Consider the following 23,732-nt stretch of genomic DNA (forward strand, 5'->3'; position numbering starts at 1 on the left):
CGTCAGGAGCATGCATATGAGTCAGTCCGATGTCCGTTTGCGCGGAATCGTCAAAAACTACGGCAAGGCCGATGTCATCCATGGCATCGATCTGGACATCGAGCCCGGAGAGTTCACCGTCTTTGTCGGCCCTTCGGGCTGCGGCAAGACCACCTTGCTGCGCATGATTGCCGGCCTGGAAGACATTTCTGGCGGTGACCTCAACATCGGCGGCGTGCGTGTCAACGACCTGGGGCCGTCCGAACGCGGCGTGGCCATGGTGTTCCAGAGTTACGCGCTCTATCCGCACAAGACGGTGTTCGACAACATGGCCTTTGCGCTCAAAATCGCCAAGACACCCAAGGCTGAAATCGAGCGCCGCGTGCGCGAGGCCTCTGACATCCTGCAGCTCACGGAATACCTGGACCGCCTGCCCAAGGCCCTGTCGGGCGGCCAGCGCCAGCGCGTGGCGATTGGCCGAGCCATCGTGCGCGACCCCAAGGTGTTTTTGTTTGACGAGCCGCTCTCCAACCTGGATGCCGCGCTGCGCACCAAGATGCGCGTGGAACTGGCCACACTGCACCGCCGTCTGGGCGCCACCATGGTTTATGTGACCCACGATCAGGTCGAGGCCATGACGCTGGCTGACAAGATCGTGGTGCTCAACAAGGGGCGTGTGGAGCAGGTGGGTCGCCCGCTGGAGCTCTACAACAAGCCTGCCAGCCTGTTTGTGGCGGGCTTCATCGGCTCACCGCAGATGAACATTCTGGGCGGTGAATTGGCGGCGCGCCACAACGTAGCCCACGTGGGCCTGCGTCCCGAGCACCTCAAGGTGCTGGCCGAAGGCCCCATCCAGGGCACGCTCAAACACTCCGAACAACTGGGCAACGAAACCTTTGCCTATGTCAGCAGCCGTGAACATGGCGAGGTGACGGCCCGCATGGACGGCACGCTGGCCCTGGAGCCGGGGAGTGCCATTGCTTTGGGCTTTGCGCCGGAGCACCTGTACCGCTTCAATGCCGAGGGCAAGCGCGTCGACTGACGCCTGCTGTGTCTGTTTTTTAAGTGCTGCGGATGGGCCGCAGCACACCAAGAGGAGAGAGACGATGTTCAAGAAAACCATGATCGCTGGGGCTTCGGCTTTGGCAATGGGCACACTGGTTAGCCCCGCGATGGCGGCGGACTACAAAGGCCCGGACCTGAAGGGTGAGGTCATCACCATCACCTGCCCCTGGACCGGTGCCGAAGAAGGCATGTTCAAGAAGGTGATTGCCAATTTTGAGAAGGCCACCGGCGCTACCGTGAAGCACTCGTGCTCGCAAAGCTCTGAACAACAGATCGTGATCGACATCAAGGCGGGTTCGCCCTCCAACATCTCGGTGTTTCCCCAGCCAGGCCTGGCCGCCAACATGGCTGCCATCGACGGCCTCAAGCCCCTAGGCCCCAAGGCGCAAGAGTGGGTGAAGAAGAACTATGCCGCCGGCAGCTCCTGGGCCGATCTGGGCACCTACGCCAACAAGGCGGGCAAAAAAGAGTTCTACGGCATGTTCTACAACGTGAACGTGAAGAGCCTGGTCTGGTACCTGCCCGAAAACTTCAAGGAAAAGGGCTACAAAGTGCCCAAGACCATGGAAGAGCTGCAAGCGTTGACCAAGAAAATCGCCGCCGACGGTGGCAAGCCCTGGTGTATCGGCCTGGGCTCGGATGCGGCTACCGGCTGGCCCGCCACCGACTGGGTGGAAGACATGATGTTGCGCACGCAGACGCCCGAGGTGTATGACGGCTGGGTGAGCAACAAGGTCAAGTTCAACGACAAGCGCGTTGTCGACGCCATTGAGGCCTACGGCTGGTTTGCCAAGAATGACGCCTATGTGGACGGCGGCGCCAAGGCCGTGGCCACCGTGAGCTTCAAGGACAGCCCCAAGGGTCTGTTCGGTTCGCCCCCCAAGTGCTACATGCACCGCCAGGCGTCCTTCATCCCCGCCTTCTTCCCCGAAGGCAAGGCGGATGAAGCGGACTTCTTCTACTTCCCGTCCTTTGCCAGCAAGAAGCTGGGCAACCCGGTTCTGGGCGGCGGCACCATCCTGACCATCACCAAGGACAGCAAGGGCGCCCGTGCGTTCATGGAGTACCTGCAGCATCCCCAGTCGCATGAAATCTGGATGGCCGAAGGCGGTTTCCTGACACCGCACAAGGGTGTGGACCTGGCCAAGTACAAGACCGCGTCGCTGAAGAAGCAAGGCGAGATCCTGCAAAACGCCACCACCTTCCGCTTTGACGGCTCCGATCTGATGCCTGGCGCCGTGGGTGCGGGCAGCTTCTGGAAGGGCATGGTTAACTACTCGGGTGGCCAGTCTGCCCAGCAAGTGGCCGACGAAATCCAGAAGAGCTGGGACGCCATCAAGTAAGCCTCTCCTCTGACAGCGCAAGGGTGCGCGTCTTACGGTCGGCGGCCTGTGGGCTGCCGACCCTTTTGAATTCTTCTTCACGCTACGCACAAGAGTGGGTCCCATGACCGATCAAATCTTCCAGACCCTGACTGCGGTAGTGGTCAGCATTGCGTTTTGCCTGCTGTACTTTGCCGGCTCCAATTTCCTGCTCGACAAGATCGTTCATCTGCCCATGGGCAGCAAACCCGGGCGCGAACGCCTGCGTTCTCGTGTGCGGCCGTGGTTGTTCCTGGCGCCCGCGCTGTTACTGCTGGGCGTGTACCTGCTGTACCCCCTGTTTGAAACCTTCCGCCTGAGCTTTTTTGATGCCACCGGCGAACAGTTTGTGGGATTGGCCAACTACCAGTGGGTGCTGGTGGACCAGAATTTTTTGATCACCATCCGCAATAACTTCATGTGGCTGCTGGTGGTGCCGGCAGCGGCTACCGCGCTGGGCCTGATCGTGGCGGTGTTGGCCGACCGCGTGTGGTGGGGTGGCTTTGCCAAGTCCATGGTGTTCATGCCCATGGCCATCAGTTTTGTGGGTGCCAGTGTGATCTGGAAGTTTGTCTATGACTTCCGTGGCCCCGACGCCGAACAGATTGGCATCTTGAACGCCATGGTGATGGGCATGGGTTTTGAGCCCCAGGCCTGGGTGACGGTGCCGTTTTGGAACAACTTCTTCCTCATGGCCATCCTGATCTGGATCCAGACCGGCTTTGCCATGGTGATTTTGTCGGCCGCGCTGCGTGGCGTGCCGCACGAAACCATTGAAGCGGCGCGTATCGATGGCGCCAGCGAGATTCAGATCTTTTTTGAAATCATGGTGCCGCAGGTCATGTCCACCGTGCTCGTGGTCTGGACCACCATCACCATCACGGTGCTCAAGGTGTTTGACATTGTGATGGCCATGACCGGTGGCCAGTGGGACACCAGTGTGCTGGCCAACCTGATGTACGACTGGATGTTCCGGGGCGGTGGTGACTATGGGCGAAGCTCCACGTTGGCCATGGTGCTCATGTTCGCGGTGATTCCGGTCATGGCTTTCAACATCCGCCGGTTCCGCACCGAGGAGGCTCAACGATGAAAAAATACTTTAGCCTGCCATCGCTGGCGGCCCAAGCCTTGCTACTGGCCATTGTGCTGGTGTGGGTCTTGCCCACCTTTGGCCTGTTTGTTTCCAGCTTCCGCGACAAGCAACAGCTGGTCTCCAGTGGCTGGTGGACCGCCTTGTCCACCCAGACCCGTGCGGATATGCGACGCACCGGTGGTGCACAAAGCGCCGTGCAAGAAGGCGACAAGACCGTCATCAAAGGGCTGCTCTTCGGCGAGCAGTCTGCAGTGCGTATCAAGCAGTTCTCGCTCAAGTCGTCCAACCCCAAAGAGTTTGCCGCGGGTACCGTGGCCGAGGTCGGCGATGGCCAGGTCTTCGACGAGGAAGACGGCAAGCCCGATGGCACGCTGACCGTGGCCGCCGATGGAGCCTACCGCTTGGAGCTCAATGGACCGTACGACAAGGACCGTGGCATCCGCGTGTTCTACGTCGCCGAGTCGCCCCCCGTGTTCCTCACGCAGAACTACGAAAAAGTGGTCGCGGGTGAGGGCGTGGGCCAGGCCTTTCTCAACACCTTCAAGGTCACTATTCCGGCCACTTTTATCCCCATCCTGATTGCGGCCTTTGCGGCCTATGCTTTCAGCTGGATGGAGTTTCCGGGGCGCAAGTGGCTGTTTGTGGTGGTGGTAGGCCTGCTGGTGGTGCCGTTGCAGATGTCGCTGATTCCGCTCTTACGCCTCTATAACCAATTGGGTGAATCCTTTGGCATGGAGTCCAAGTCCTACCTTGGGGTGTGGTTGGCGCACTCGGCCTTTGGCTTGCCACTGGCCATCTATCTGTTGCGCAACTACATTGCGTCGCTGCCCCGTGACATCATCGAGAGCGCGCGCATGGATGGTGCCTCGCATTTCCAGATTTTCACGGGCATCGTGCTGCCGCTGTCCATCCCGGCGCTGGCCAGCTTTGCCATTTTCCAGTTCCTCTGGGTCTGGAATGACTTCCTCATCGCGCTGGTGTTCCTGGGCAAGGCGCCCGACCAAATCGTGCTGACCATCAAGCTCAACGACCTGCTGGGTTCACGTGGCGAGAGCTGGGAAATCCTGACCGCCAGTGCCTTTGTGTCGATCGCGGTGCCGGTGGCGGTGTTCTTTTCGTTGCAACGTTTCTTTGTGCGTGGCCTGCTGTCAGGCTCCGTCAAGTAGTTTTCCCTTTCCTTTTTCTGTATGACCAAAGCATCGAATGACAACTGGTGGCGCGGCGGCGTCATCTACCAAATCTACCCCCGCAGTTTTGCCGACAGCAACGGCGACGGCATTGGCGACCTCAATGGCATCACGGCCAAGCTGGACTATGTGGCGGCGCTGGGCGCCGACGGCATCTGGCTCTCACCGTTCTTCAAGAGTCCAATGAAGGACTTCGGCTACGACGTCAGTGACTACTGCGATGTGGACCCCATGTTCGGCAGCGTGGCCGACTTCCGCAGGCTGGTGGACCGTGCCCACGCGCTGGGCCTCAAGGTCATGATCGACCAGGTGCTCTCCCACAGCTCCGACCAGCACCCCTGGTTTGTGGAAAGCCGCTCCAGCCTCACGAACCCCAAGGCCGACTGGTACGTATGGGCTGACGCGAAGAGCGATGGCACGCCGCCCAATAACTGGCTGTCCATTTTTGGCGGTAGCGCCTGGCAGTGGGACACGCGTCGCTGCCAGTACTACATGCACAACTTTCTGACCAGCCAGCCGGACCTGAACTTCCACAACCTCGAAGTGCAGAATGCCTTGCTGGAAACGGTGAAGTTCTGGCTGGACCTCGGTGTTGATGGCTACCGCCTGGACACCGCCAATTTCTACTTCCACGACGCGCAGCTGCGCGATAACCCGGCCCGTGGCCGCCCCGATGGTGAGGACCCGGCTGTCAACGCCGTCAACCCTTATGGCTGGCAGTGGCACAAGTACGACAAGAGTCAGCCTGAGAACTTGGCGTTCTTGCGCCGCCTGCGCGCGCTGCTGGACCAATACCCCAACACCACTATGGTGGGCGAGATTGGTGATGACGATGGCCTGGCCCGCGTGGCCGAGTACACCAGCGGTGGCGACAAGCTGCACATGGCCTACTGTTTTGACCTGCTCGGCACCGGCCACAGTGCGGCGCACTTCCGTGGTTTTGTGCAGCGCTTTGAAGAGGTAGCACCTGGGGGCTGGCCCTGCTGGGCGCTCTCTAACCACGACGTGGTGCGCGTGGCCAGCCGCTGGGGGCAGGGCACGCAGGCTGCCCACCCGGACCTGCTGCGCTTGGGCGCGGCGCTGCAGATGAGCCTGCGCGGTTCGCCGTGCATTTACCAAGGCGACGAGCTGGGTCTGCCCGAAGCCGACATTGCGTTTGAGGATCTGCAAGACCCTTATGGCATCACCATGTGGCCGGAGTTCAAAGGCCGCGACGGTTGCCGTACCGCCCATCCGTGGGCCAAAGACGCGGCCGATCTGGGCTTTTCCAGCGCGGCCCAACCTGCGGCCCCGTGGTTGCCCGTGATCGAGCCACACCGCGCGCTGGCTGTGGATGCGCAGGAGCGCGATGCTGCATCCTTGCTGCACTTCTACCGGCGCTTGCTGCGGTGGCGCAAGGCTCAGCCAGCGCTGATCCATGGCACGCTCAGCGTGTTGCCTGCGCATCCGCAGGTGCTGGCCTTTGTGCGGGTCTTTGACGGTGTACAACTGCTGTGTGTCTTCAACTTCAGCGACACGGCTGCGCAGTGGGACCTTCCCGCCGCCTTTGCTGGCGCTAGTGCCGTGGAGGGCAGTGGTTTGGCCGACACACCGCGCACCGGCAACACGCTGCAGCTCGCCCCCTGGGGTGGTGCCTACTACCGCCTGGGCTGAGTCGTGGCCTTCATGGCGGATGCGCGCCCCATGCCCGCCGCCGATTGGAAGCAGTCGGTGGTCTACCAGATCTACCCGCGCAGTTTTTGCGACAGCAATGGTGATGGCGTCGGCGACCTACCGGGTATCACCTCCCGACTGGACTACCTGAAAGCGCTGGGCGTGGACGTGGTCTGGCTCTCGCCGGTCTACCGCTCGCCCAACGACGACAACGGCTACGACATTAGCGACTACCGCGCCATCATGGACGAGTTCGGCACCATGGCCGACTTCGACACCATGCTGGCCGGTATGCACGCGCGTGGCATCCGGCTCATGATGGACCTGGTGGTCAACCACACATCGGATGAGCACCCCTGGTTCCAGCAGGCCCGCCAAAGCCGCGACAACCCGTACCACGACTACTACATCTGGCGCGATATGCCCGCCGATAGCAGCTTGCCCAACAACTGGGAAGCCGCGTTCAGCGGTTCGGTGTGGGAGCCCAACCCGGCCACGGGCGAGTACTACCTGCACATGTTCTCCAAGAAGCAGCCCGACCTGAACTGGGAGAACCCCAAGGTCCGGCAAGAGGTCTATGCGCTGATGCGCTTCTGGCTGGACAAGGGCGTGGACGGGTTCCGCATGGATGTGATCAACATGATTTCCAAGCCTGCAGGTCTGCCTGACGCGCCCGTGATTCGCGCGGGCCATCTGCAGCCCAGCTTTGGCATGGTGACCAATGGCCCGCGCCTACTGGAGTTCCTGCGCGAGATGAAGGCTCAGGTGCTGGACCATTACGAAACCCTCACCGTGGGCGAGGCCCCGCTGGCCACCATCCAGCAGGGTCAGGACATCACCAACGTATATACCGGTGCGCTCAACATGCTGTTCCAGTTTGAGCACATGGACCTAGACGCCATCCCCGGCGATGGCCGGGGCAAGTGGGCGCTCAAGCCCCTGGCGCTGACCGACCTGAAGGCCAGCATGTCGCGCTGGCAGGACGCGCTGTGGCAGACCGGCTGGAACAGCCTGTACCTGAGCAACCACGACCAGCCGCGCCCTGTCTCGCGCTGGGGCGACGACGGCGTGTACCGTGTTGCCTCGGCAAAAATGCTGGCCACCTTTCTGCATGGCCTGCAGGGCACGCCCTATGTGTACCAGGGCGAAGAGCTGGGAATGACCAATGTCCGATTTGCCCGCATCGAAGACTACCGCGACATTGAAACGTTGAACATGTACCGCGAGGCGGTGCAGGACCGGCACGAGGCGCCTGCTGAGGTGCTGGCGCGCATCCACGTCAAAAGCCGTGACAACGCACGCACCCCCATGCAGTGGGATGCGACGGCCCACGGGGGCTTTACGACTGGCACACCATGGATGCAGACCAACCCGAACCACACCGAGGTGAATGCCGCCCAGGCCCGGGACGATGCAGACTCGGTATGGCACTACTACCGCCGCCTGATCGCCTTGCGCAAACAGCTGCCCGTGCTGGTGGAGGGGCGGTATGCCTTGCTGCAGCCCGAGGATCCGAACGTCTATGCTTATATACGTACGCTGGGTGACGAGGTGTTGCTGGTGGTCTGCAACTTCACCCCCCGCGAGCAGGTCTTTGTACTGCCGCCCAACGTGGCGTTCGAACAGCAGCAGCTACTGATAGCCAACTACGTGGTGAACGCCGCCGACAGCGTCCGCGCTTGCACCCTGCGTCCTTTTGAAGCACGGATGCTCGTTTTACGCTAAGGTCGGTGGCCATGACTGCGCCTGACCGCCCCCGCCTCAACATGATTGCCGGCCCCTTGTTGGGCGAGTTCCTGCTAGGCATGAGTGTGGCGATGGGTGGCCTGTGGCTGGCCTCCCAAACTTCGGATGCCGCTGCCGGGGCCTTTGGGTTGGTGAACCAGATTCTGGAAACCTTGTTTGTGGTGTTTCGGGTGCTGGCCATCGGCCTGGGGGTGGTGGTCACGCAGTATTTGGGTGGCGAGCAGCACGCCTCGGCACGGCGTGCCGCCTTGTTGGCCTTGGGTGCCAGTACCTGGGCTGGTGCGCTGGTGGTGTGCATTGTGGTGGCCGGCAACGACCTTGTGCTGGACTGGCTCAATGCACCCGACGCCATCGTGGCCTTGGCTGCGCCATTTCTTCAATGGTTTGCACCCGCCTTGATGCTGGAAGCCTACAACCTCAGCATGGCATCCGTGTTGCGAGCCCATCTGTTCTCGCGCGACTCTCTCAAGGTCATGATTGTCATGCACAGCAGCCATCTGGCATTGGCCGCAGTATTGATGCGAGGCTGGGGAGAATGGGATGGCATTGGCCTGGAGGGCTATGCGATCGCCATGCTGGTCAGTCGCGCTCTGGGGCTGGTCATGCACCTGTGGTTTTGGCGTATCCGCATGCAGTTGGTGCCGCAAGCCCGGGACTGGTGGGCTGCTGGCTGGAACGATCTGTGGCCGGTGCTGCGTGTTGGCTTGCCGGGCGCGGGAGTGGAAGTGGCGTATCGCGGTGCTTTTATGGTGTCGGTGGCTGCGACTGCGCGGTTGGGGGTGACGGCACTGGCCACCCACTCTTACACACTGCAGTTGCTCAAGTACGTACTGTTGACCAGCATGGCTATTGGTTGGGCCTGCGAAATTATGGTGGGGCGACTGGTGGGGGCAGGGGACCTGCGGGTCGCAAATGGCCTGGTGCGCAAGGCGGTACGCAATGGGCTGCTGGCCTCGGGCTCGCTGGCTTTGCTGGCAGCCTTGGGGGCACCTTGGCTGATGCGCATGTTTACCAAGGACCCTGCGGTGATCCAAGCTGCGCAGACCTTGCTGTGGATCTCGTTGGCGCTGGAAACCGGTCGGGTGTTCAACCTGATTCTCAACGGCGCTCTGCGTGCTACCGGGGACGCCATTTACCCGGCTGCCTCCAGCGTGGCATCACTGGTGCTGGTGCTGGGGTTTGGCTCTTTTTGGTTGGGTCGCATGTTCGGGCTGCCCGGGGTCTGGATGGCCTATGCCATCGACGAATGGATCCGTGGCTTGCTGCTGCTGGCGCGTTGGTTGTGGCGTGGTTGGTTGCCCAACGCCCGCGACAGCCGCCGACGGCTGCGCGCGGGCCGCTGAGCTTTAGCCGAACGTGCAGGGAAGGACGCCCTGCACACCAGGTTCCAGGACAAAGATGCTGCCTGCCAAGGGATAGCGCTCAAGCGTGGCGTCGTCCAGGCCAACGCGCGCGCTGGTGACCAGCAATTGGTCCAAATTGGGTCCGCCAAAGACCATGCTGGTGATTTGCGGTGCGGGCAATGCAATCGTACGCAGCAATGTGCCTGCCGGTGTGAATTGGCGAATGCAGGCCCCACCCCAGAAAGCAACCCAAACATTGCCGTCGCGATCCAGGGTCATGCCATCGGGCGAGCCCTGTTCTCCGCCAAACGTGTTCCACACTGTTTTCCCCGACAGCTCGCCTTGGGGCGAAAGGTCATAGCGGTAGACCGTTTCCAGGAAGGAGTCTGTGTGCAACATCCAGCTCCCGTCGTGCGCAATGGCAGGGCCGTTGGCAATATAGATGCCGCTTTCCACCACTTGCATGGTGCCCTCGGGCGATAGCCGTGTCAGGCGGCCGCGCTGCTGGCTGGCGTCGTCGTTGTGCATGGAGCCTGCCCAAATGCGGCCATGGCAATCGGCTTTCGCATCGTTGAGACGCACCAATGGTTCATCTGCGTGTGGGCTGCCGATGGCCTCGATGCGCAGCGCTGGCTCCAGCCAAAGACGCACAAAGCCCGATTGCATGCCGGCCATGAATCCGTCGCCATCGGCGCGCGGCACCAGCCAGCAGATGCGTTCGGGCATGGGCCAGCTCTGGCGCGCGTCGGATGCAGGTGTCCAGGCGTGCAGAGCTTTGCCGTGGATGTCGACGAAGAAAAAACGTTCGGAGGCGGCATGCCACAGCGGGCCTTCGCCCAGAAGCAGTTCAGCAGGCCAGACGCTGCGAATGGTGGGTGTACTCAGGTCCATCCGGCATCCACCACAAAGTCTTGCGCAGTCACCATGCGACTGTCATCGGCGGAGAGGAACAAAGCCATATTGGCTACGTCGCTGCCGACGATGCGTCCGGGCAGGCATTGGTTCTCGTCCATCGCTTTTTCGCCGGCTTCGTCCACCCACATGGTTAGCTGCTTCTCGGTCATGATCCAGCCGGGTGACAAGGTGTTCACCCGGATGTTGAGCTTGCCGAGGTCACGGGCCAGGCTGCGGGACAGCCCCACGGTGGCCGACTTGCAGGTGGCGTACACGGGGTAACCCGCGCCTTTGATCATCCAGCTGATGGAGCCGAGGTTGACGATGGCCCCGCCGCCCAGTCGCTTCATGCCCTCGACTACCGATTGCGCCGCAAAGAAAGCCGGACGCAGATTGATGGCAACGCGCCAGTCGAAGTCTTCCTGCGTCACGTCGGCTAGGTTGTGGCGCTGGTCGTTTGCCACGTTGTTCACCAGTACGCCGATGTCGCCAAAGCGTTCGGCCGTGGTGGCGATCGCGCTCTTGAGGGCGGCTACGTCTGCGGCATCACTTTGCAGAAACAGAGGTGTGGGGCCCAGCGCAGAAGCAGCTTCGATGACCTTGGCGGCGGCTTCAGCGTTGCGGCCGGTAAAGCCCACCTTGGCGCCCTGGCGGGCATAGGCGATCACGATGTCAGCACCGATGCCGGAGCTGCCGCCCGTGACAAACACCGTACGCCCAGCCAGGCTGGGGTAGGTCGCGTAGTCGGAAAGGGAAGGGGTTTGCATTGAGGTAAAGAAGGAGTTGCCGCGAAATTGTAGCTGTAAAGGCTAAATCATCATACAAATAAATCCTGTTTACATTTACTGCAGCTCACAGGGGGATGACGGCCCGTTTCATCAGCGAGCGGGTATCGGAAAGCAGGCCGGCCATGCGGTGCAGTGCGCTTTGTGCGTCGCGTGCCTGAATCGCCTCAAACACCTTCTGGTGGTCCGGTAGGGCCTGTTTGAAGTTGTCCGAGGTGCGGGCGGTCACCGCCAGAAGGGATTCCAGCGCACTGCCGATGATGGCAGCCAGTGGCATCAGCAGCGGGTTGTTGGTGGCCTTGAGTACGGCGGTGTGAAACGCCAGGTCAGCTTGCACCCATTCGCCAATTAGGGTGGCGTCCTGCATGGCTTGCAGGGCCGCGGCGATGTCAGCCAGTTGCTCGGCGCGGTGGCTGTTGGCAGCCAGTGCGGCGGCCGATGGCTCGATGATTTCGCGCAGCTCGGTCAGGTGTTGAAGGAATTCTGCATCCGCGCCGGTGGCACAGCGCCAGGCCAGAATGTCGGGGTCCAGCAGGTTCCATTGTTCGGTGGCACGTACCCGGGTGCCAATGCGCGGGCGCGGTTCCAACAGACCTTTGGCAGCCAGCACTTTGATGGCTTCGCGTAGAGCGGTGCGGCTAACGGCCAGTTCGGCGCAGAGCTGATCTTCGTTGGGTAGCAGGGCGCCTGCGGGATAGGCACCACCCACGACCCGGCGACCCAACTCGTGTACCACTTGCCCATGCAGGTTGCGCCCGGCATAGGTGGCGTGGCTGGCGGAGGCGGGGTGCGTCATGGGCGTAAAGGGAGCTTTAAATTGGGATTATTCATCATATGTTTAAATTCGCCTGACAAATTACTTTGAATTCCAAAAACATGGCTGCCAATTCTGCTGTTTCTATTGTCGGTGTGGACTGGGGAACCACCCACCGTCGTGCTTACGCTTTAGACGTTCAGGGCCAATGCCTGAGCGATATGTCGGATGCTGATGGTGCATTGGCTTGTAAGGGGCGTTTCCCGTCGGCGCTCGACGCTGCCTTGCGTGCACTCGATACCCGCCCAGCGGGCGTGGTGTTGGCCGGTATGGTTGGCAGTGCACTGGGCTGGCACGAGGTGCCGTATGTGGGCAGCCAAGTGCCAGTGCATGCCTTGGCTGCGCATGCGTTTCGCGTACCGGATACTGGCGACTCCATCCCCACCATCATCCTGCCGGGCTACTGCGTTCGCAACACGGCGGGGCTGCCCGATGTCATGCGCGGCGAAGAGACGCAGCTGCTCGGCGCTTGGGCATTGGGCCATCGCAGCGGCTGGTTTGTCCTGCCGGGCACGCACAGCAAGTGGGTGCAGCTCGAAGATGGGCGTGTACTGCAACTGCGCACCTATATGACGGGAGAGCTGTTTGACCTGTTGCGCCGTCATGGGACGGTGGCTGCCGCGGCGGGGACGGCCGAGCCAATATGGGACGATGCCGCATTTGCAGCGGGTGTCCGGGCCGCTGGCGAACATGCCTTAAGCCATCAGATTTTCAGTGCGCGTGCCCGCGTCGTCTGCAAGGACATGCCGGCCACCAGCACCACAGCCTATTTGAGTGGCCTGCTGATTGGCACAGAACTCAAGGATGTGCTGCACGACAGCGCAGGCCCCCTAGGGACCTTCAAGCTGTTGGGCTCGCCGCAGCTGGTAGCCCATTACCAGAGCGCCGCCCAGCTGTTGGGCTTGTCCTTTGACATTCTCGATGCACAGGCCGCTTTCGTGGCCGCCATGCACCACATTGACCTGAACTGGAAACTGACATGACAACTTCTACCGAAGTGCTGGCGCGGACGCGCCGCATGCCCTTGGTCGCCATCCTGCGCGGCCTCTTGCCTGCTGAAGCCGAGGCCGTGGGGGCCGCGTTGGTGGAAAGCGGCTTTCGCACGCTGGAAGTGCCACTGAACCGGCCTGGCGCGCTGGAGTGTATTGCCACGCTGGCGCGTACATTGCCGGCTGACGCCATCGTAGGTGGTGGCACCATGCTGACCGTGGCCGATGTGGAGGCTGTGCACGCCGCTGGCGGTCGCCTGATGGTGTCGCCCAACTGCGATGTGACGGTGATCCGCCGCGCCGTGGCTCTGGGCATGTTGTGTGCGCCTGGTGTGGCCACGCCCACCGAGGCCTTTACTGCGTTGCAGGCGGGCGCCCACGCGCTCAAATTGTTCCCCGCCGAGATGGTGGGCCACGGTGGCATCAAGGCCCTGAAGTCCGTATTGCCCGCGGGTACTGACCTTTGGCCCGTGGGGGGTATTACCCCGGAGAGCATGGCACCATGGAAAAAAGCCGGTGCCACCGGTTTTGGAATCGGCGGCCAGCTGTTTGCCCCAGGCACCTCTGCGGCAGACGTGTTGGCACGTGGCCGCGCCTACGTGCAGGCCTGGCAGCAGGCTTGACGCCTTAGCCCTGTTTCAGGGCCAAAGCCCGTTCATACAGAGCATTGCGCGCTTCGCCAGTGATGTCTGCGGCCAACTTGACTGCAGTCTTCAGTGGCAGCTCCGCCAGCAGCAGTTTAAGCACGCGGTCGTCAGGTGCTTGTGCGGCACTGGCTGTGGCCGGATGGATCACCAGTGCAAATTCACCGCGCAAGCGGTTGGCGTCGGCCGCCAGCCAAGCGCCCAATTCAGCCGCGGCGACGGTGGCGATCTCTTCGAATTGCTTGGTCAGCTCCCGCCCCACGGTCACCATGCGTGTTTCCAATCGGGCGATGGCTGATGCCAGCGCTTCGATGCGGTGGGGGGCTTCCAGCAACACGACGGCACGGCGCTCTTCGGCAAGTTGCTGCACCTCATGGGCACGTTCGGTGGCCTTGGACGACAGAAAGCCGCGAAACACAAAGCCGCTGTGGCCGTCGGTGCCTTCGGCCAGTCCAGCCGCGCACAGCACCGTTGTGACGCTGCTGGCCCCGGGCAGCGGAATGCTGCGCAGGCCGGCGACCCGCACCTGTGCCACCAGCCGCGCACCCGGGTCGCTGATGCCGGGTGTTCCGGCATCGCTAACGTAGGCCACCCGCTGACCTTGGAGCAGGCGCGCAACCACGCCTTCAGCTGCTTCGGCCTCGTTGTGCTGGTGTACAGCCAACAATTGACCCGCAGATTTGTCGACGCCGTAGGCTCGCAGCATCTGCTGGGTGTGGCGGGTGTCTTCACAGGCAATGCTGTCGGCCAGGGTCAGTACGTGCAGCGCGCGCAGGCTGATGTCGGCCAGGTTGCCAATGGGTGTGGCCACCAGGTACAACGCGCCCTGCGGATAATGCTGCGCACCGGCGGCTTCTTTGGCAGCAGACAGGGCAGAGATAAACGACGCACTCATATGGATTTCTTTCCAACACGACCAGCACGGAGCGCCACCACCAAACAACTGGGGGACGCGGGGGAAGAGGCCGCTCTGCGCTATTTGCTGGGACAGGGGCTGAAGCTGGTCACCCGCAATTATCGAACCCCTGGGCGCGGTGGCGGAGAAATCGACCTCATCATGCGAATGCGGGATGGAACCTTGGTTTTTGTGGAGGTGCGCAAACGGGCGTCCAGCCGCCATGGCGGTGGCGCCGCCAGTGTTGGCACTGTTAAGCAACGCCGCATTGTGCTGGCGGCTCGGCACTACCTCCTACGTGTGGCGCACTTGCCTCCGTGCCGTTTCGACGTGGTGGTCTTGGATGGCGAGCGGATCGAATGGCTGCAGGCTGCATTTGACGCAACCTGATACATCTCAAAACGCTTGCCCCCTTGGGGATTTGGGTGCCGCGGTATCATCGAAGGCATGCTTGAGCAACGTATTCAACAACACTTTATTGACAGTGCCGACCTGAAATACCAATCGGCGCAAGCTTTGAGCAAGCCGATTGCGGACGCTGTGCAAGCCATGTTGGCCTGTGTCACCAGTGGTGGCAAAGTGCTGGCGTGCGGCAACGGTGGCTCTGCTGCCGATGCGCAACATTTTGCTGCCGAATTTGTGGGGCGTTTTGAGCGTGAACGCCCTGAATTGGGGGCGATTGCCCTTACCACCGACACCTCCATCATCACCGCCATTGCCAATGATTACGACTACAACGTGATCTTTTCGCGCCAAGTGCGCGCACTGGGTGCTCCGGGGGACGTGCTCCTTGCCATTTCCACCAGTGGCAACTCCGCCAACGTGCTGGCGGCCATCGAAGCGGCCCATGCACGTGAAATGGTGGTGGTGGGCCTGACGGGGCGCGGCGGCGGCAAAATGGCACAGGTCCTGCGGGACACCGATGTGCATATATGTGTGCCACACGAACGGACGGCCCGCATCCAGGAAGTACATATTTTGGCCTTGCATTGCATATGCGATGCCGTTGATGCCCAACTGTTGGGCGAACAGGAAACCAACCCATGAAATCGAAATTGAAACGTTTAACCTTGGTAGCCGCGCTGGCGGGCACTTTGGTGAGCCTGACGGCCTGCTTCCCTTTGCTCGTTGGTGGAGCGGTAGGTGGTGCCTTGGTTGCGACGGACCGTCGTACATCGGGCTCTGTCGTTGAGGACGAAGGTATTGAACAGCGCGCTGCCAGCCGTCTGCGGGAGAACTTGGGTGACCGCGTGCATGTCAATGTGACCAGCTACAACCGCCAAGTACTGTTGACCGGTGAAGTGCCCACAGTGCAGGACAAGCAGTTGGTCGAGCAGATCGTGTCGCGTGTGGACAATGTGCGTAACATCGTCAATGAGTTGGGCGTCATGGGCAATGCCAGCCTGACACAGCGCACGTCGGATTCATTGGTCACCGGGCGCGTCAAAGCAGCTTTGGTGGATGCCAAAGACCTGTTTGCCAACGCCTTCAAGATCGTGACCGAGCGTGGGACCACCTATGTCATGGGTCGGGTCACTGAGCGTGAAGCCAAACGTGCCACAGACGTGATCAGCTCCACCTCGGGGGTGCAGCGCGTAGTGCGTATTTTGGAGATTATTTCCGAAGATGAGTTGGCGCGTCTGCAACCCCAGCCCGCTCCGGCCGATCCCAAGAAGTAAGTCACAAAAAGGCCCCTCCGGGCCTTTTTTATTTCAGTCGCTTGATCAGGCTTGACGTATCCCAGCGCTGGCCGCCCATCTGCTGAACATCGGCATAAAACTGGTCCACCAGCGCCGTCACCGGTAGCCGTGCGCCATTGCGCTTGGCCTCGTCCAGCACCAGGCCCAGGTCCTTGCGCATCCAGTCCACCGCAAAGCCGAAGTCAAACTTGTCGGCCACCATAGTCTTGCCACGGTTGTCCATCTGCCAGCTCTGCGCCGCGCCCTTGCCAATCACGTCCAAGACCTGGTTCATGTCCAGCCCGGCCCTCTGACCAAAGGCAATCGCCTCACTTAAACCTTGCACCAGTCCGGCAATACAAATCTGGTTCACCATCTTGGCCAGTTGGCCTGCGCCGCTCTCGCCCAGCAGCGTGAAGGCGCGTGAGAACGCCATCGCCACGGGCTTCACGGTTTCAAACGCGTTGGCATCTCCTCCGCACATCACGGTCAGGAGGCCGTTCTGCGCACCTGCTTGGCCGCCGGACACCGGGGCATCGATGAACTGCAGTCCTTTTGCCCGGGCCGCCACACTGAGCTCACGGGCAATGTCGGCCGACGCCGTGGTGTGGTCTACAAAGATCGCCCCGGGCTTCATGCCAGCAAAGGCTCCATCGGCACCCAGTGTCACGCTGCGCAGATCGTCGTCATTGCCCACGCAGCAAAAGATGATGTCGGCGCTCTGCGCTGCTTGACGCGGCGTGGTGGCATGGGCGTGCGCGCCCAATTGGCTGCTAGCTCCTGAGAACTCGGCGCACCAAGCTATCGATTTGCTAGCGGTGCGGTTGTACACGGTGACCTGGTGTCCGGCGCGCGCAAGGTGTCCGGCCATAGGGTAGCCCATGACACCCAGGCCCAGAAATGCGACGGAGTACGCGGGGGAGGGGTCGTAGGTTTTGTCGTTGATATTGGGCATGGTGCTAAATAGTTGGGGTCAAAGCATGTCGCTGCGCAAGTGGTCTGACCCCAAGGTCTCACATAATCGCGAAATTTTCGGTGCCGGCGGACAGGTCGTTGGACTTTCCACGCTGGCTGTTGAGTTTGATCTGCAGGCGCAGGTCGTTGAGCGAGTCGGCGTTGCGCAGCGCGTCTTCGTAGGTGATGGCATTGCCTTCGTAGAGGTCGAACAGGGCCTGGTCGAAGGTCTGCATGCCGGCCTGGCGGCTCTTTTTCATGATTTCCTTCACCTCGGAGACCTCGCCCTTGAAGATCAGGTCGGAGATCAGTGGTGAGTTGATCATGATTTCTACCGCTGCCACACGGCCCTTGCCGTCCTGCTTGGGGATCAGGCGCTGGGAGACCAGGGCCTTGAGGTTGAGCGAAAGGTCCATCAGCAGTTGGCTGCGGCGCTCTTCGGGGAAGAAGTTGATGATGCGGTCCAGCGCCTGGTTGGCGCTGTTGGCGTGCAGCGTGGCCAGGCACAAGTGCCCGGTTTCGGCAAAGGCCACGGCATGTTCCATGGTTTCGCGGTCGCGGATTTCGCCCATCAGAATCACGTCCGGCGCCTGGCGTAGCGTGTTCTTCAGTGCGGCCTCCCAGCTGTCGGTGTCCAGGCCCACTTCACGCTGGGTCACCACGCAGTTCTTGTGGGCGTGTACAAATTCCACAGGGTCTTCGATGGTGATGATGTGGCCAAAGGACTTGTCATTGCGCCAGTCCACCATGGCCGCGAGTGTGGTCGATTTGCCAGAGCCGGTCGCCCCCACCATGATGCAAAGGCCGCGTTTGGCCATCACTACTTCTTTGAGCACTTGGGGCACGCCCAAGCCATCGATGGTGGGCAGCACCTGGGGAATCACCCGCAGCACCAGCCCCACCTTGCCTTGCTGAATAAATGCATTGGCGCGGAAACGTCCAATGCCGGCAGGCGCAATCGCGAAGTTGCTCTCCTTGGTGCGCTCGAACTCGGCCACCTGCTTGTCGTTCATGATGGAACGCGCCAGCGCCATGGTGTGGGCGGCGTTTAGCGGCTGGGGCGAGACCTTGGTAACCTTGCCGTCCACCTTGATGGCGGGCGGGAAGTCGGCCGTGATGAACAAGTCGCTGCCATTGCGGCTGACCATGAGTTTGAGCAGGTCATTGATGAATTTGGTTGCCTGGTCGCGTTCCATGAGAACACCTCCTTTCGATTGGGTCAGCCTGGGAAGTTCTCAGGAATCTTCGCCTTGCCGCGCGCTTCTGCGGCGCTGATGACATTGCGCTTCACCAGATCCGTGAGATTCTGGTCCAGCGTCTGCATGCCTACGCTGTTGCCGGTCTGGATGGCCGAATACATCTGCGCGACCTTGGCTTCTCGGATCAGGTTACGGATCGCGCTGGTGCCGAGCATGATCTCGTGCGCAGCCACGCGGCCCTGGCCGTCCTTGGTCTTGCACAAGGTCTGCGAGATCACCGCCTGCAGCGACTCGGACAACATGGCGCGGACCATTTCCTTTTCTTCGGATGGGAACACGTCAATGATCCGGTCAATCGTTTTGGCGGCGCTGGAGGTGTGCAGGGTGCCGAACACCAAGTGCCCGGTTTCGGCGGCAGTCATGGCCAGACGGATGGTTTCCAGGTCGCGCATTTCGCCCACCAGGATGGCGTCCGGGTCTTCGCGCAGAGCAGACTTCAAGGCGGCAGCAAAGCTCAAGGTGTGCGGGCCCACTTCGCGCTGGTTGACCAGGCACTTTTTGGACTCGTGCACGAATTCGATCGGGTCTTCCACCGTCAGGATGTGGCCGAACTCGGTCTCATTGAGGAAGTTGACCATGGCCGCCAACGTGGTGGACTTGCCCGAACCCGTAGGGCCGGTCACCAGCACCAAACCGCGCGGTTTGAGCGCCAGATCGGCAAAGATCTTGGGCGCGTTGAGCTGTTCCAGCGACAGGATCTTGCTCGGAATCGTCCGGAACACGGCGCCTGCACCACGGTTGTGGTTGAAGGCGTTGACGCGGAAGCGTGCCAGGCCATCGATTTCGAACGAGAAGTCAATCTCCAGGAACTCTTCGTACATCTTGCGCTGGGTGTCGTTCATGATGTCGTACACCATGGCGTGCACCTGCTTGTGGTCCAGCGGCTCCACGTTGATGCGGCGCACGTCACCGTGCACGCGGATCATGGGAGGCAGACCGGCTGAGAGGTGCAAGTCGGAAGCCTTGTTTTTGACGCTGAACGCCAGCAGCTGGGTAATGTCCACGGAATCCTCTTTCGCTGAGATGGGCTGGGAAGGGTTTGGTACGCTTGGCAGATTATGACGATGATTGCCGACAATCTCCATGCAGTGCACGCCCGCATTGCCCAGGCGTGCACCCAGGCCGGACGGCCGGTGGATGCGGTGCGGTTGCTCGCCGTTTCCAAGACCTTTGGTCCCGAAGCCGTGCAGCAGGCCTTTGACGCTGGCCAGCGTGCGTTCGGCGAAAACTACATTCAGGAGGCGGTAGAAAAAATCGCCACCTTGGCCCATTTGCCGCTGGAGTGGCATTGCATAGGCCCGATCCAGAGCAACAAGACCCGGCTGGTGGCCGAGCACTTCCAGTGGTCACATACGGTGGACCGCTTGAAGATCGCCCAGCGCCTGAGCGAACAGCGCCCCGCGCATCTGCCGCCCTTGCAGGTGTGTATTCAGGTGAATGTGGACGGTGGATCCACAAAATCGGGCATGTTGCCCGAGGAGGTCCTGCCCCTCGCTCGGGCCGTGGCCACCCTTCCACGGTTGACGCTGCGCGGCCTGATGTGCATCCCTGAGCCTGCTCCTGATTTTGTAGCTGCTTGCGCAGTATTCACGAAGGCTAGAGGCCTATTTGATGCATTAATTAGCGAAGGTCTGGTGCTGGACACCCTGTCTATGGGCATGAGTGCCGATGTGGACGCTGCAGTGGCCAGCGGCAGCACCCTGGTGCGGGTGGGTAGCGCGATATTTGGTGCCCGCAGCTACCCTGCCAGCACTTAGGTACGCACGCGACCGTCGCCGGTGAGCATGGAGAGTTCGACAAAGCTGGATGCAGCACGTTCAGTGCGTGAAAAGTTCACATTGAAGCCGCCAAAGGGCTGCCCATTGATGCTCTCCATCGCGCTGATGAATCCCTCAGAACCGCCTCGGGCGCCAGAGCGGCGCAGCCCTTCTGCCATCACACGGGCCGCTATGTAGCCCTCCATACTGGAGAAGTTGGCCTGTACCGCGCCATTGGTTTTGCGCACCGCCTCTGCAAATTCTCGTGAGATGGGCTTGCTGCCCGTGTAGGGCGACGGCACCACTTGCGACACGACCACACCAGCGCCCTCGCGGCCCAGTTCGTCGGCCAAGGCTTGCGTGCCCACAAAAGACACGTTGTAAAGACCGCCCCCGTAGCCCGCCTTGCGCGCTGCACGCACATAGGCCGCGCACGATTTGTATGCGCTGATTTGCACTACGGCTTCAGGGGCTGCCGCATGGATGATTTCCACTGCTTTGGCCACATCGACCGAATTGCGCTCTACTGTGGCCACGGCCACGGGTTTCAGGTTCAGGGCAGCCAGTGCCAGTGTGACGCCGTCCAGGCCCGCCTTGCCGTAGGCATCGTTCTGGTAAAAAACGGCCACCTTCGTCAGGCCTACGTGGTGGAGCTGTTTGACGATCAGTGCCGTCTCGTCGTTGTAAGAGGCCCGCACGTGGAAGGCATAACGATTCAGGGGCGCGCGCAGCGCCATGGCGCCAGTGAACGGGGCCACAAAAGGCACCTTGGCCTTGGTAGCCAGGGGCAGTGCGGCCACGCTGGTGGGGGTGCCGATGTAGCCAAACAATGCATACACATCGTCTTCAAGCAGCTTTTTGGTGTTGTCTGCGCAGCGCTCGGGTTCGTAGCCGTCGTCGAGCTTGCGGATTTCCACGCTGCGCCCGCCCACGCCGCCTTGGGCGTTGAGTTGGTCAAAGTAGAGTTTGGCACCTGCATGGAACTGAATGCCCAGCTGGGCCGCAGGCCCGGTAAAGGCGGCCGACTGGCCGAGAATGATTTTGTCGGACTGCGCGTGCACAGCCGGAAACCCGGCCAGGCCCGCTGCACCGGCGGCGAAAGAGAATTGGCGACGATTGATCATCCCCCATTGTCGCCGATTAAGGGTAAACCCTAATATTTACTTACAATTTGAGATGGGTTGAGCTCTTAACCTCTTCCATGACTGCGTAGGTCCGTGTTTCTCGTACCCCCGGGAGCTGCCACAGCACGGTGCCGGCAAACGCCCGATAGGCGGTCATATCCGCCATGCGGGTTTTGAGCAGGTAATCGAACCCACCTGCCACCATGTGGCATTCCATGATCTCGGGATGTACCTGCACGGAAGCCTTGAATGCATCAAAGACATTGGGCGTGGTCTTGTCCAACAACACCTCAATAAACACCATCATCCCCATGCCCAGCTTGAGCGGGTTCAGCCGAGCCTCGTAGCCCAGGATGTAGCCGTCTTTGGTCAGGCGCTGCACGCGGGCCAGTACGGCGGTGGGCGACAACCCCACAGTCTCCGCCAGCTTGAGATTGGACAGCCGACCGTCTTCCTGCAAACACGCAAGGATGCGTAGGTCAATGCGGTCCAGTTCAGGCAAGTCGCTCACAACAGGGTTTTTACTTCAGCTTGAAAAACGACACTTCTTGGGCCAAGCGCGACGCTTGGTCTGAAAGTGCGGTGGCGGCTGCCGCCGTTTCCTCTACCAGGGCCGCATTTTGTTGGGTGTTTTGGTCCAAGTCGTGCACCGCGCTGCCCACCTGGCTCACGCCCAGCGACTGTTCTTTGGTGGCGTTGGCAATCTCGGTCATTAGGCTGTCAATGCGCGCGGCATTGCCCACGATGTCTGCAATGGCGGTGCCGGCCTCGCCCACCACTTGCGTGCCTTTTTCCACTTGCTCGATACTGGCGTTGATCAGGGTTTTGATTTCCTTGGCCGCCTCAGCACTGCGCCCCGCCAAAGACCGCACCTCGCTGGCCACGACCGCAAAACCGCGGCCCTGTTCACCCGCTCGTGCCGCTTCTACCGCCGCATTCAGGGCCAGGATATTGGTTTGGAAGGCAATGCCGTCGATCACGCTGATGATTTCGGAAATTTTGCTGGACGAGGCATTGATGCCCTGCATGGTGCTCTCGACCTGGGCGATCACCTCACCGCCACGTTTGGCAGACCGGGCATTGGCACGAACAATTTCGGCAGCACCCGATACCGTCTCGGACGTGCGCTGCACGGTTTCCGAAATCTGCGTCATGGTGGCGGCTGTTTGCTCCAGGGCCGCAGCGCTGGCCTCGGTGCGGCGTGACAGGTCTTGCGACGCGGAGGCAATCTCTTCGCTGGCCGTGTTCACATTGCCCGCACCGTCCAAGGTGTTGCGCACAATCACGCGCAAGCTGGCTTCCATGTCGCGCAGGGTGATCATCAGGTGGGCCGCTTCGTCCTTGCCCCAAGGGGGGGGCGCCGTCACCAAGTTGCCTTGGGTGATTTGCTCCAAGTGGCCGGTGACTTCGCGCAGGCCGCCCATCATGACCTTGTAAAACGCCAAGAGCATGTAAAAGGCCAACAACACGCAAGCGAGGGTCACTATGAGCTCTCGTGTCTCGACGCTACGGATTTCTTTGATCCGTTCGTTGAGACGCTCCTCAAGTCGCGCCATTAGCTTTTTGTTCATGGCTCGCTCTGCCTGCACAACAGCCAAACCCTGCCGCAAGAAGGCATCGGCATCACCTTCCGGCGATTCAGCCAAGAGTTGCTTTTTGGTGGCAGCAATGAATGCGCCGTAAGCGTCGTCGTGGGCCACCATGCCATATTTGGCATCGGCCTCCGGTGTTCCACCTGTGGCCCGTTGGTAGCTGTTTTCCAAGACGGTTTCGATGAACTTCAGCAAGCCCAGCCCCTCACCCACCAATTCAATAGTGGCAGAGTTTTTCTCTGCTGATTTGAGCGTGTTCCACCCGAGTAAAGCAAGCCGGTGCACGGCCTCGGTTTGCGCAGACGCAAACAGTACACTGAAGTTCATCAGGTGGAAGCTCTCCAGCTCCGGATCCAACGCCAGCTCCGATGTATCCCCCACATGGAGACCCAAAGCCAACAGCGCGTCCAGCAGTTCGCCATGCGCTTGCATGGTGGCAATTGCGTCTTTGCCATTTGGAGCACTCATCAGGTTCTGGTGCAGCTTTTCGACTTTTCCGAACGCCTCCGCGGTGTTCAAGTCTGGGCTCAAGGTTTTATCTACCGCCTTCAACTTGGCAAAGGCGTCCGCCACTTTGCTTTGGCTGGATGCAAGTTCGCTGGAGCCGCTAATGACGTTCATCCGGCGGTCTTGGGCGTGCGCAATCAGCTCGTGCAAGGGCTTGGTGTACTCAATTCCTTGCAGCTCGTGGCGGGTGCTTGCGATTTGCGCGCCCGCTGTTAACTCTTTTTCAACCAACAGAAGGGTGATGGGCACAAGAAACAAGAATGCAATCCATGCAGACTTGACCGGGAAGTTGAGTCTACGGAACAAGCGCACGCCGGGTGACAGCCAGCCGTGGTAGCGGAAGAAGGAGCCAAATCCGGCGTCGCCAGCCAACGCATTGCTCATACCTACCTTTAATAAGTGAGGTTAATTT

At 60.9% G+C, this 23,732-nt stretch carries 23 protein-coding genes; 13 read left to right on the top strand and 10 right to left on the bottom strand.

Annotated features, from left to right (window positions below; genetic code table 11):
• The first annotated feature begins 16 nt into the window (after positions 1 to 16).
• The 7 genes from CHU94_RS02230 to CHU94_RS02260 all read left to right on the top strand — a co-directional run bounded on the left by CHU94_RS02230 (position 17) and on the right by CHU94_RS02260 (position 9,427).
• Positions 17 to 1,021 carry an ABC transporter ATP-binding protein gene (locus CHU94_RS02230; protein WP_094476324.1) on the top strand — a complete coding sequence of 335 codons (1,005 nt, stop codon included), beginning with the start codon at positions 17 to 19 and terminating at the stop codon, positions 1,019 to 1,021.
• Positions 1,022 to 1,085: 64 nt separating this feature from the next.
• Positions 1,086 to 2,387, top strand: coding sequence for an ABC transporter substrate-binding protein (locus tag CHU94_RS02235; protein ID WP_094476326.1), 1,302 nt, complete (start codon positions 1,086 to 1,088; stop codon positions 2,385 to 2,387).
• A 103-nt stretch (positions 2,388 to 2,490) separates the two neighbouring features.
• Positions 2,491 to 3,495, top strand: coding sequence for a carbohydrate ABC transporter permease (locus CHU94_RS02240; RefSeq protein ID WP_094476328.1), 1,005 nt, complete (start codon positions 2,491 to 2,493; stop codon positions 3,493 to 3,495).
• Positions 3,492 to 4,664, top strand: coding sequence for a carbohydrate ABC transporter permease (locus tag CHU94_RS02245; protein WP_094476330.1), 1,173 nt, complete (start codon positions 3,492 to 3,494; stop codon positions 4,662 to 4,664). Before CHU94_RS02240 ends, CHU94_RS02245 begins: the two co-directional genes overlap by 4 nt.
• A 21-nt stretch (positions 4,665 to 4,685) precedes the next feature.
• Positions 4,686 to 6,338, top strand: a complete 1,653-nt coding sequence (locus CHU94_RS02250; RefSeq protein WP_094476332.1) for an alpha-glucosidase family protein — start codon at positions 4,686 to 4,688, stop codon at positions 6,336 to 6,338.
• A gap of 30 nt (positions 6,339 to 6,368) precedes the next feature.
• Positions 6,369 to 8,063, top strand: coding sequence for an alpha-glucosidase (locus CHU94_RS02255; protein WP_094476429.1), 1,695 nt, complete (start codon positions 6,369 to 6,371; stop codon positions 8,061 to 8,063).
• A gap of 11 nt (positions 8,064 to 8,074) precedes the next feature.
• Positions 8,075 to 9,427, top strand: a complete 1,353-nt coding sequence (locus CHU94_RS02260; protein ID WP_094476334.1) for an MATE family efflux transporter — start codon at positions 8,075 to 8,077, stop codon at positions 9,425 to 9,427.
• Between the two features lie 3 nt (positions 9,428 to 9,430).
• Here the strand turns inward: CHU94_RS02260 and CHU94_RS02265 are convergent, their stop codons facing one another.
• The 3 genes from CHU94_RS02265 to CHU94_RS02275 all read right to left on the bottom strand — a co-directional run bounded on the left by CHU94_RS02265 (position 9,431) and on the right by CHU94_RS02275 (position 11,902).
• On the bottom strand, positions 9,431 to 10,318 hold the full coding sequence (locus CHU94_RS02265; RefSeq protein ID WP_094476336.1) for an SMP-30/gluconolactonase/LRE family protein: 888 nt from the start codon (positions 10,316 to 10,318) through the stop codon (positions 9,431 to 9,433).
• Positions 10,309 to 11,088 carry an SDR family NAD(P)-dependent oxidoreductase gene (locus CHU94_RS02270; protein ID WP_094476338.1) on the bottom strand — a complete coding sequence of 260 codons (780 nt, stop codon included), beginning with the start codon at positions 11,086 to 11,088 and terminating at the stop codon, positions 10,309 to 10,311. The genes CHU94_RS02265 and CHU94_RS02270 overlap by 10 nt, the downstream gene beginning before the upstream one ends.
• Positions 11,089 to 11,173: 85 nt before the next feature.
• Positions 11,174 to 11,902 (bottom strand): FadR/GntR family transcriptional regulator, encoded by a 729-nt coding sequence (locus tag CHU94_RS02275; protein ID WP_094476340.1) that lies wholly within the window; start codon positions 11,900 to 11,902, stop codon positions 11,174 to 11,176.
• Between the two features lie 80 nt (positions 11,903 to 11,982).
• Here CHU94_RS02275 and CHU94_RS02280 point away from each other — a divergent pair, with 80 nt between their 5' ends.
• Together CHU94_RS02280 and CHU94_RS02285 are read left to right on the top strand one after the other, a co-directional pair.
• Complete coding sequence (locus CHU94_RS02280; RefSeq protein ID WP_094476342.1) at positions 11,983 to 12,903, top strand: 2-dehydro-3-deoxygalactonokinase; 921 nt, start codon at positions 11,983 to 11,985, stop codon at positions 12,901 to 12,903.
• A complete protein-coding gene (locus CHU94_RS02285) occupies positions 12,900 to 13,532 on the top strand; it encodes a 2-dehydro-3-deoxy-6-phosphogalactonate aldolase (RefSeq protein WP_094476344.1) in 633 nt (210 codons plus the stop codon). Before CHU94_RS02280 ends, CHU94_RS02285 begins: the two co-directional genes overlap by 4 nt.
• 4 nt (positions 13,533 to 13,536) lie before the next feature.
• On the opposite strand, the gene rsmI is transcribed toward CHU94_RS02285, so the two are convergent.
• A complete protein-coding gene (gene rsmI / locus CHU94_RS02290; RefSeq protein ID WP_094476346.1) occupies positions 13,537 to 14,448 on the bottom strand; it encodes a 16S rRNA (cytidine(1402)-2'-O)-methyltransferase in 912 nt (303 codons plus the stop codon).
• On the opposite strand from rsmI, the gene CHU94_RS02295 reads away from it, so the two are divergent.
• From CHU94_RS02295 to CHU94_RS02305, 3 genes are read left to right on the top strand one after another with little or no spacing between them, the layout of a single operon-like run.
• On the top strand, positions 14,449 to 14,838 hold the full coding sequence (locus CHU94_RS02295; protein ID WP_094476348.1) for a YraN family protein: 390 nt from the start codon (positions 14,449 to 14,451) through the stop codon (positions 14,836 to 14,838). It abuts the gene before it with no gap.
• A 57-nt stretch (positions 14,839 to 14,895) separates the two neighbouring features.
• Positions 14,896 to 15,495: a phosphoheptose isomerase gene (locus CHU94_RS02300; protein WP_094476350.1), complete on the top strand. Its 600-nt coding sequence runs from the start codon at positions 14,896 to 14,898 to the stop codon at positions 15,493 to 15,495.
• On the top strand, positions 15,492 to 16,127 hold the full coding sequence (locus CHU94_RS02305; protein WP_094476352.1) for a BON domain-containing protein: 636 nt from the start codon (positions 15,492 to 15,494) through the stop codon (positions 16,125 to 16,127). The genes CHU94_RS02300 and CHU94_RS02305 overlap by 4 nt, the downstream gene beginning before the upstream one ends.
• A gap of 28 nt (positions 16,128 to 16,155) precedes the next feature.
• Here CHU94_RS02305 and CHU94_RS02310 read toward each other — a convergent pair whose 3' ends face one another.
• The 3 genes from CHU94_RS02310 to CHU94_RS02320 are packed head-to-tail and all read right to left on the bottom strand — an operon-like array spanning position 16,156 to position 19,344.
• On the bottom strand, positions 16,156 to 17,082 hold the full coding sequence (locus CHU94_RS02310; RefSeq protein ID WP_094476354.1) for an NAD(P)-dependent oxidoreductase: 927 nt from the start codon (positions 17,080 to 17,082) through the stop codon (positions 16,156 to 16,158).
• A gap of 58 nt (positions 17,083 to 17,140) precedes the next feature.
• Complete coding sequence (locus CHU94_RS02315) at positions 17,141 to 18,277, bottom strand: PilT/PilU family type 4a pilus ATPase (protein WP_094476356.1); 1,137 nt, start codon at positions 18,275 to 18,277, stop codon at positions 17,141 to 17,143.
• 23 nt (positions 18,278 to 18,300) lie between these two features.
• A complete protein-coding gene (locus tag CHU94_RS02320) occupies positions 18,301 to 19,344 on the bottom strand; it encodes a type IV pilus twitching motility protein PilT (RefSeq protein ID WP_094476358.1) in 1,044 nt (347 codons plus the stop codon).
• A gap of 54 nt (positions 19,345 to 19,398) precedes the next feature.
• Here CHU94_RS02320 and CHU94_RS02325 point away from each other — a divergent pair, with 54 nt between their 5' ends.
• The gene (locus tag CHU94_RS02325; protein WP_094476360.1) at positions 19,399 to 20,097 is read left to right on the top strand and encodes a YggS family pyridoxal phosphate-dependent enzyme; all 699 of its coding nucleotides are present in this window, start codon (positions 19,399 to 19,401) and stop codon (positions 20,095 to 20,097) included.
• On the opposite strand, the gene CHU94_RS02330 is transcribed toward CHU94_RS02325, so the two are convergent.
• The 3 genes from CHU94_RS02330 to CHU94_RS19175 are packed head-to-tail and all read right to left on the bottom strand — an operon-like array spanning position 20,094 to position 23,704.
• On the bottom strand, positions 20,094 to 21,221 hold the full coding sequence (locus tag CHU94_RS02330) for an ABC transporter substrate-binding protein (protein WP_094476362.1): 1,128 nt from the start codon (positions 21,219 to 21,221) through the stop codon (positions 20,094 to 20,096). The two genes, CHU94_RS02325 and CHU94_RS02330, sit on opposite strands and share 4 nt — an antisense overlap.
• 40 nt (positions 21,222 to 21,261) lie before the next feature.
• On the bottom strand, positions 21,262 to 21,732 hold the full coding sequence (locus CHU94_RS02335; protein ID WP_094476364.1) for an Lrp/AsnC ligand binding domain-containing protein: 471 nt from the start codon (positions 21,730 to 21,732) through the stop codon (positions 21,262 to 21,264).
• Between the two features lie 10 nt (positions 21,733 to 21,742).
• Positions 21,743 to 23,704, bottom strand: a complete 1,962-nt coding sequence (locus CHU94_RS19175; protein ID WP_094476366.1) for a methyl-accepting chemotaxis protein — start codon at positions 23,702 to 23,704, stop codon at positions 21,743 to 21,745.
• Positions 23,705 to 23,732: the final 28 nt, after the last annotated feature.

Origin of the sequence: Rhodoferax sp. TH121 (assembly GCF_002251855.1) — a bacterium.
Taxonomy (GTDB): Bacteria; Pseudomonadota; Gammaproteobacteria; order Burkholderiales; family Burkholderiaceae_C; genus Allorhodoferax.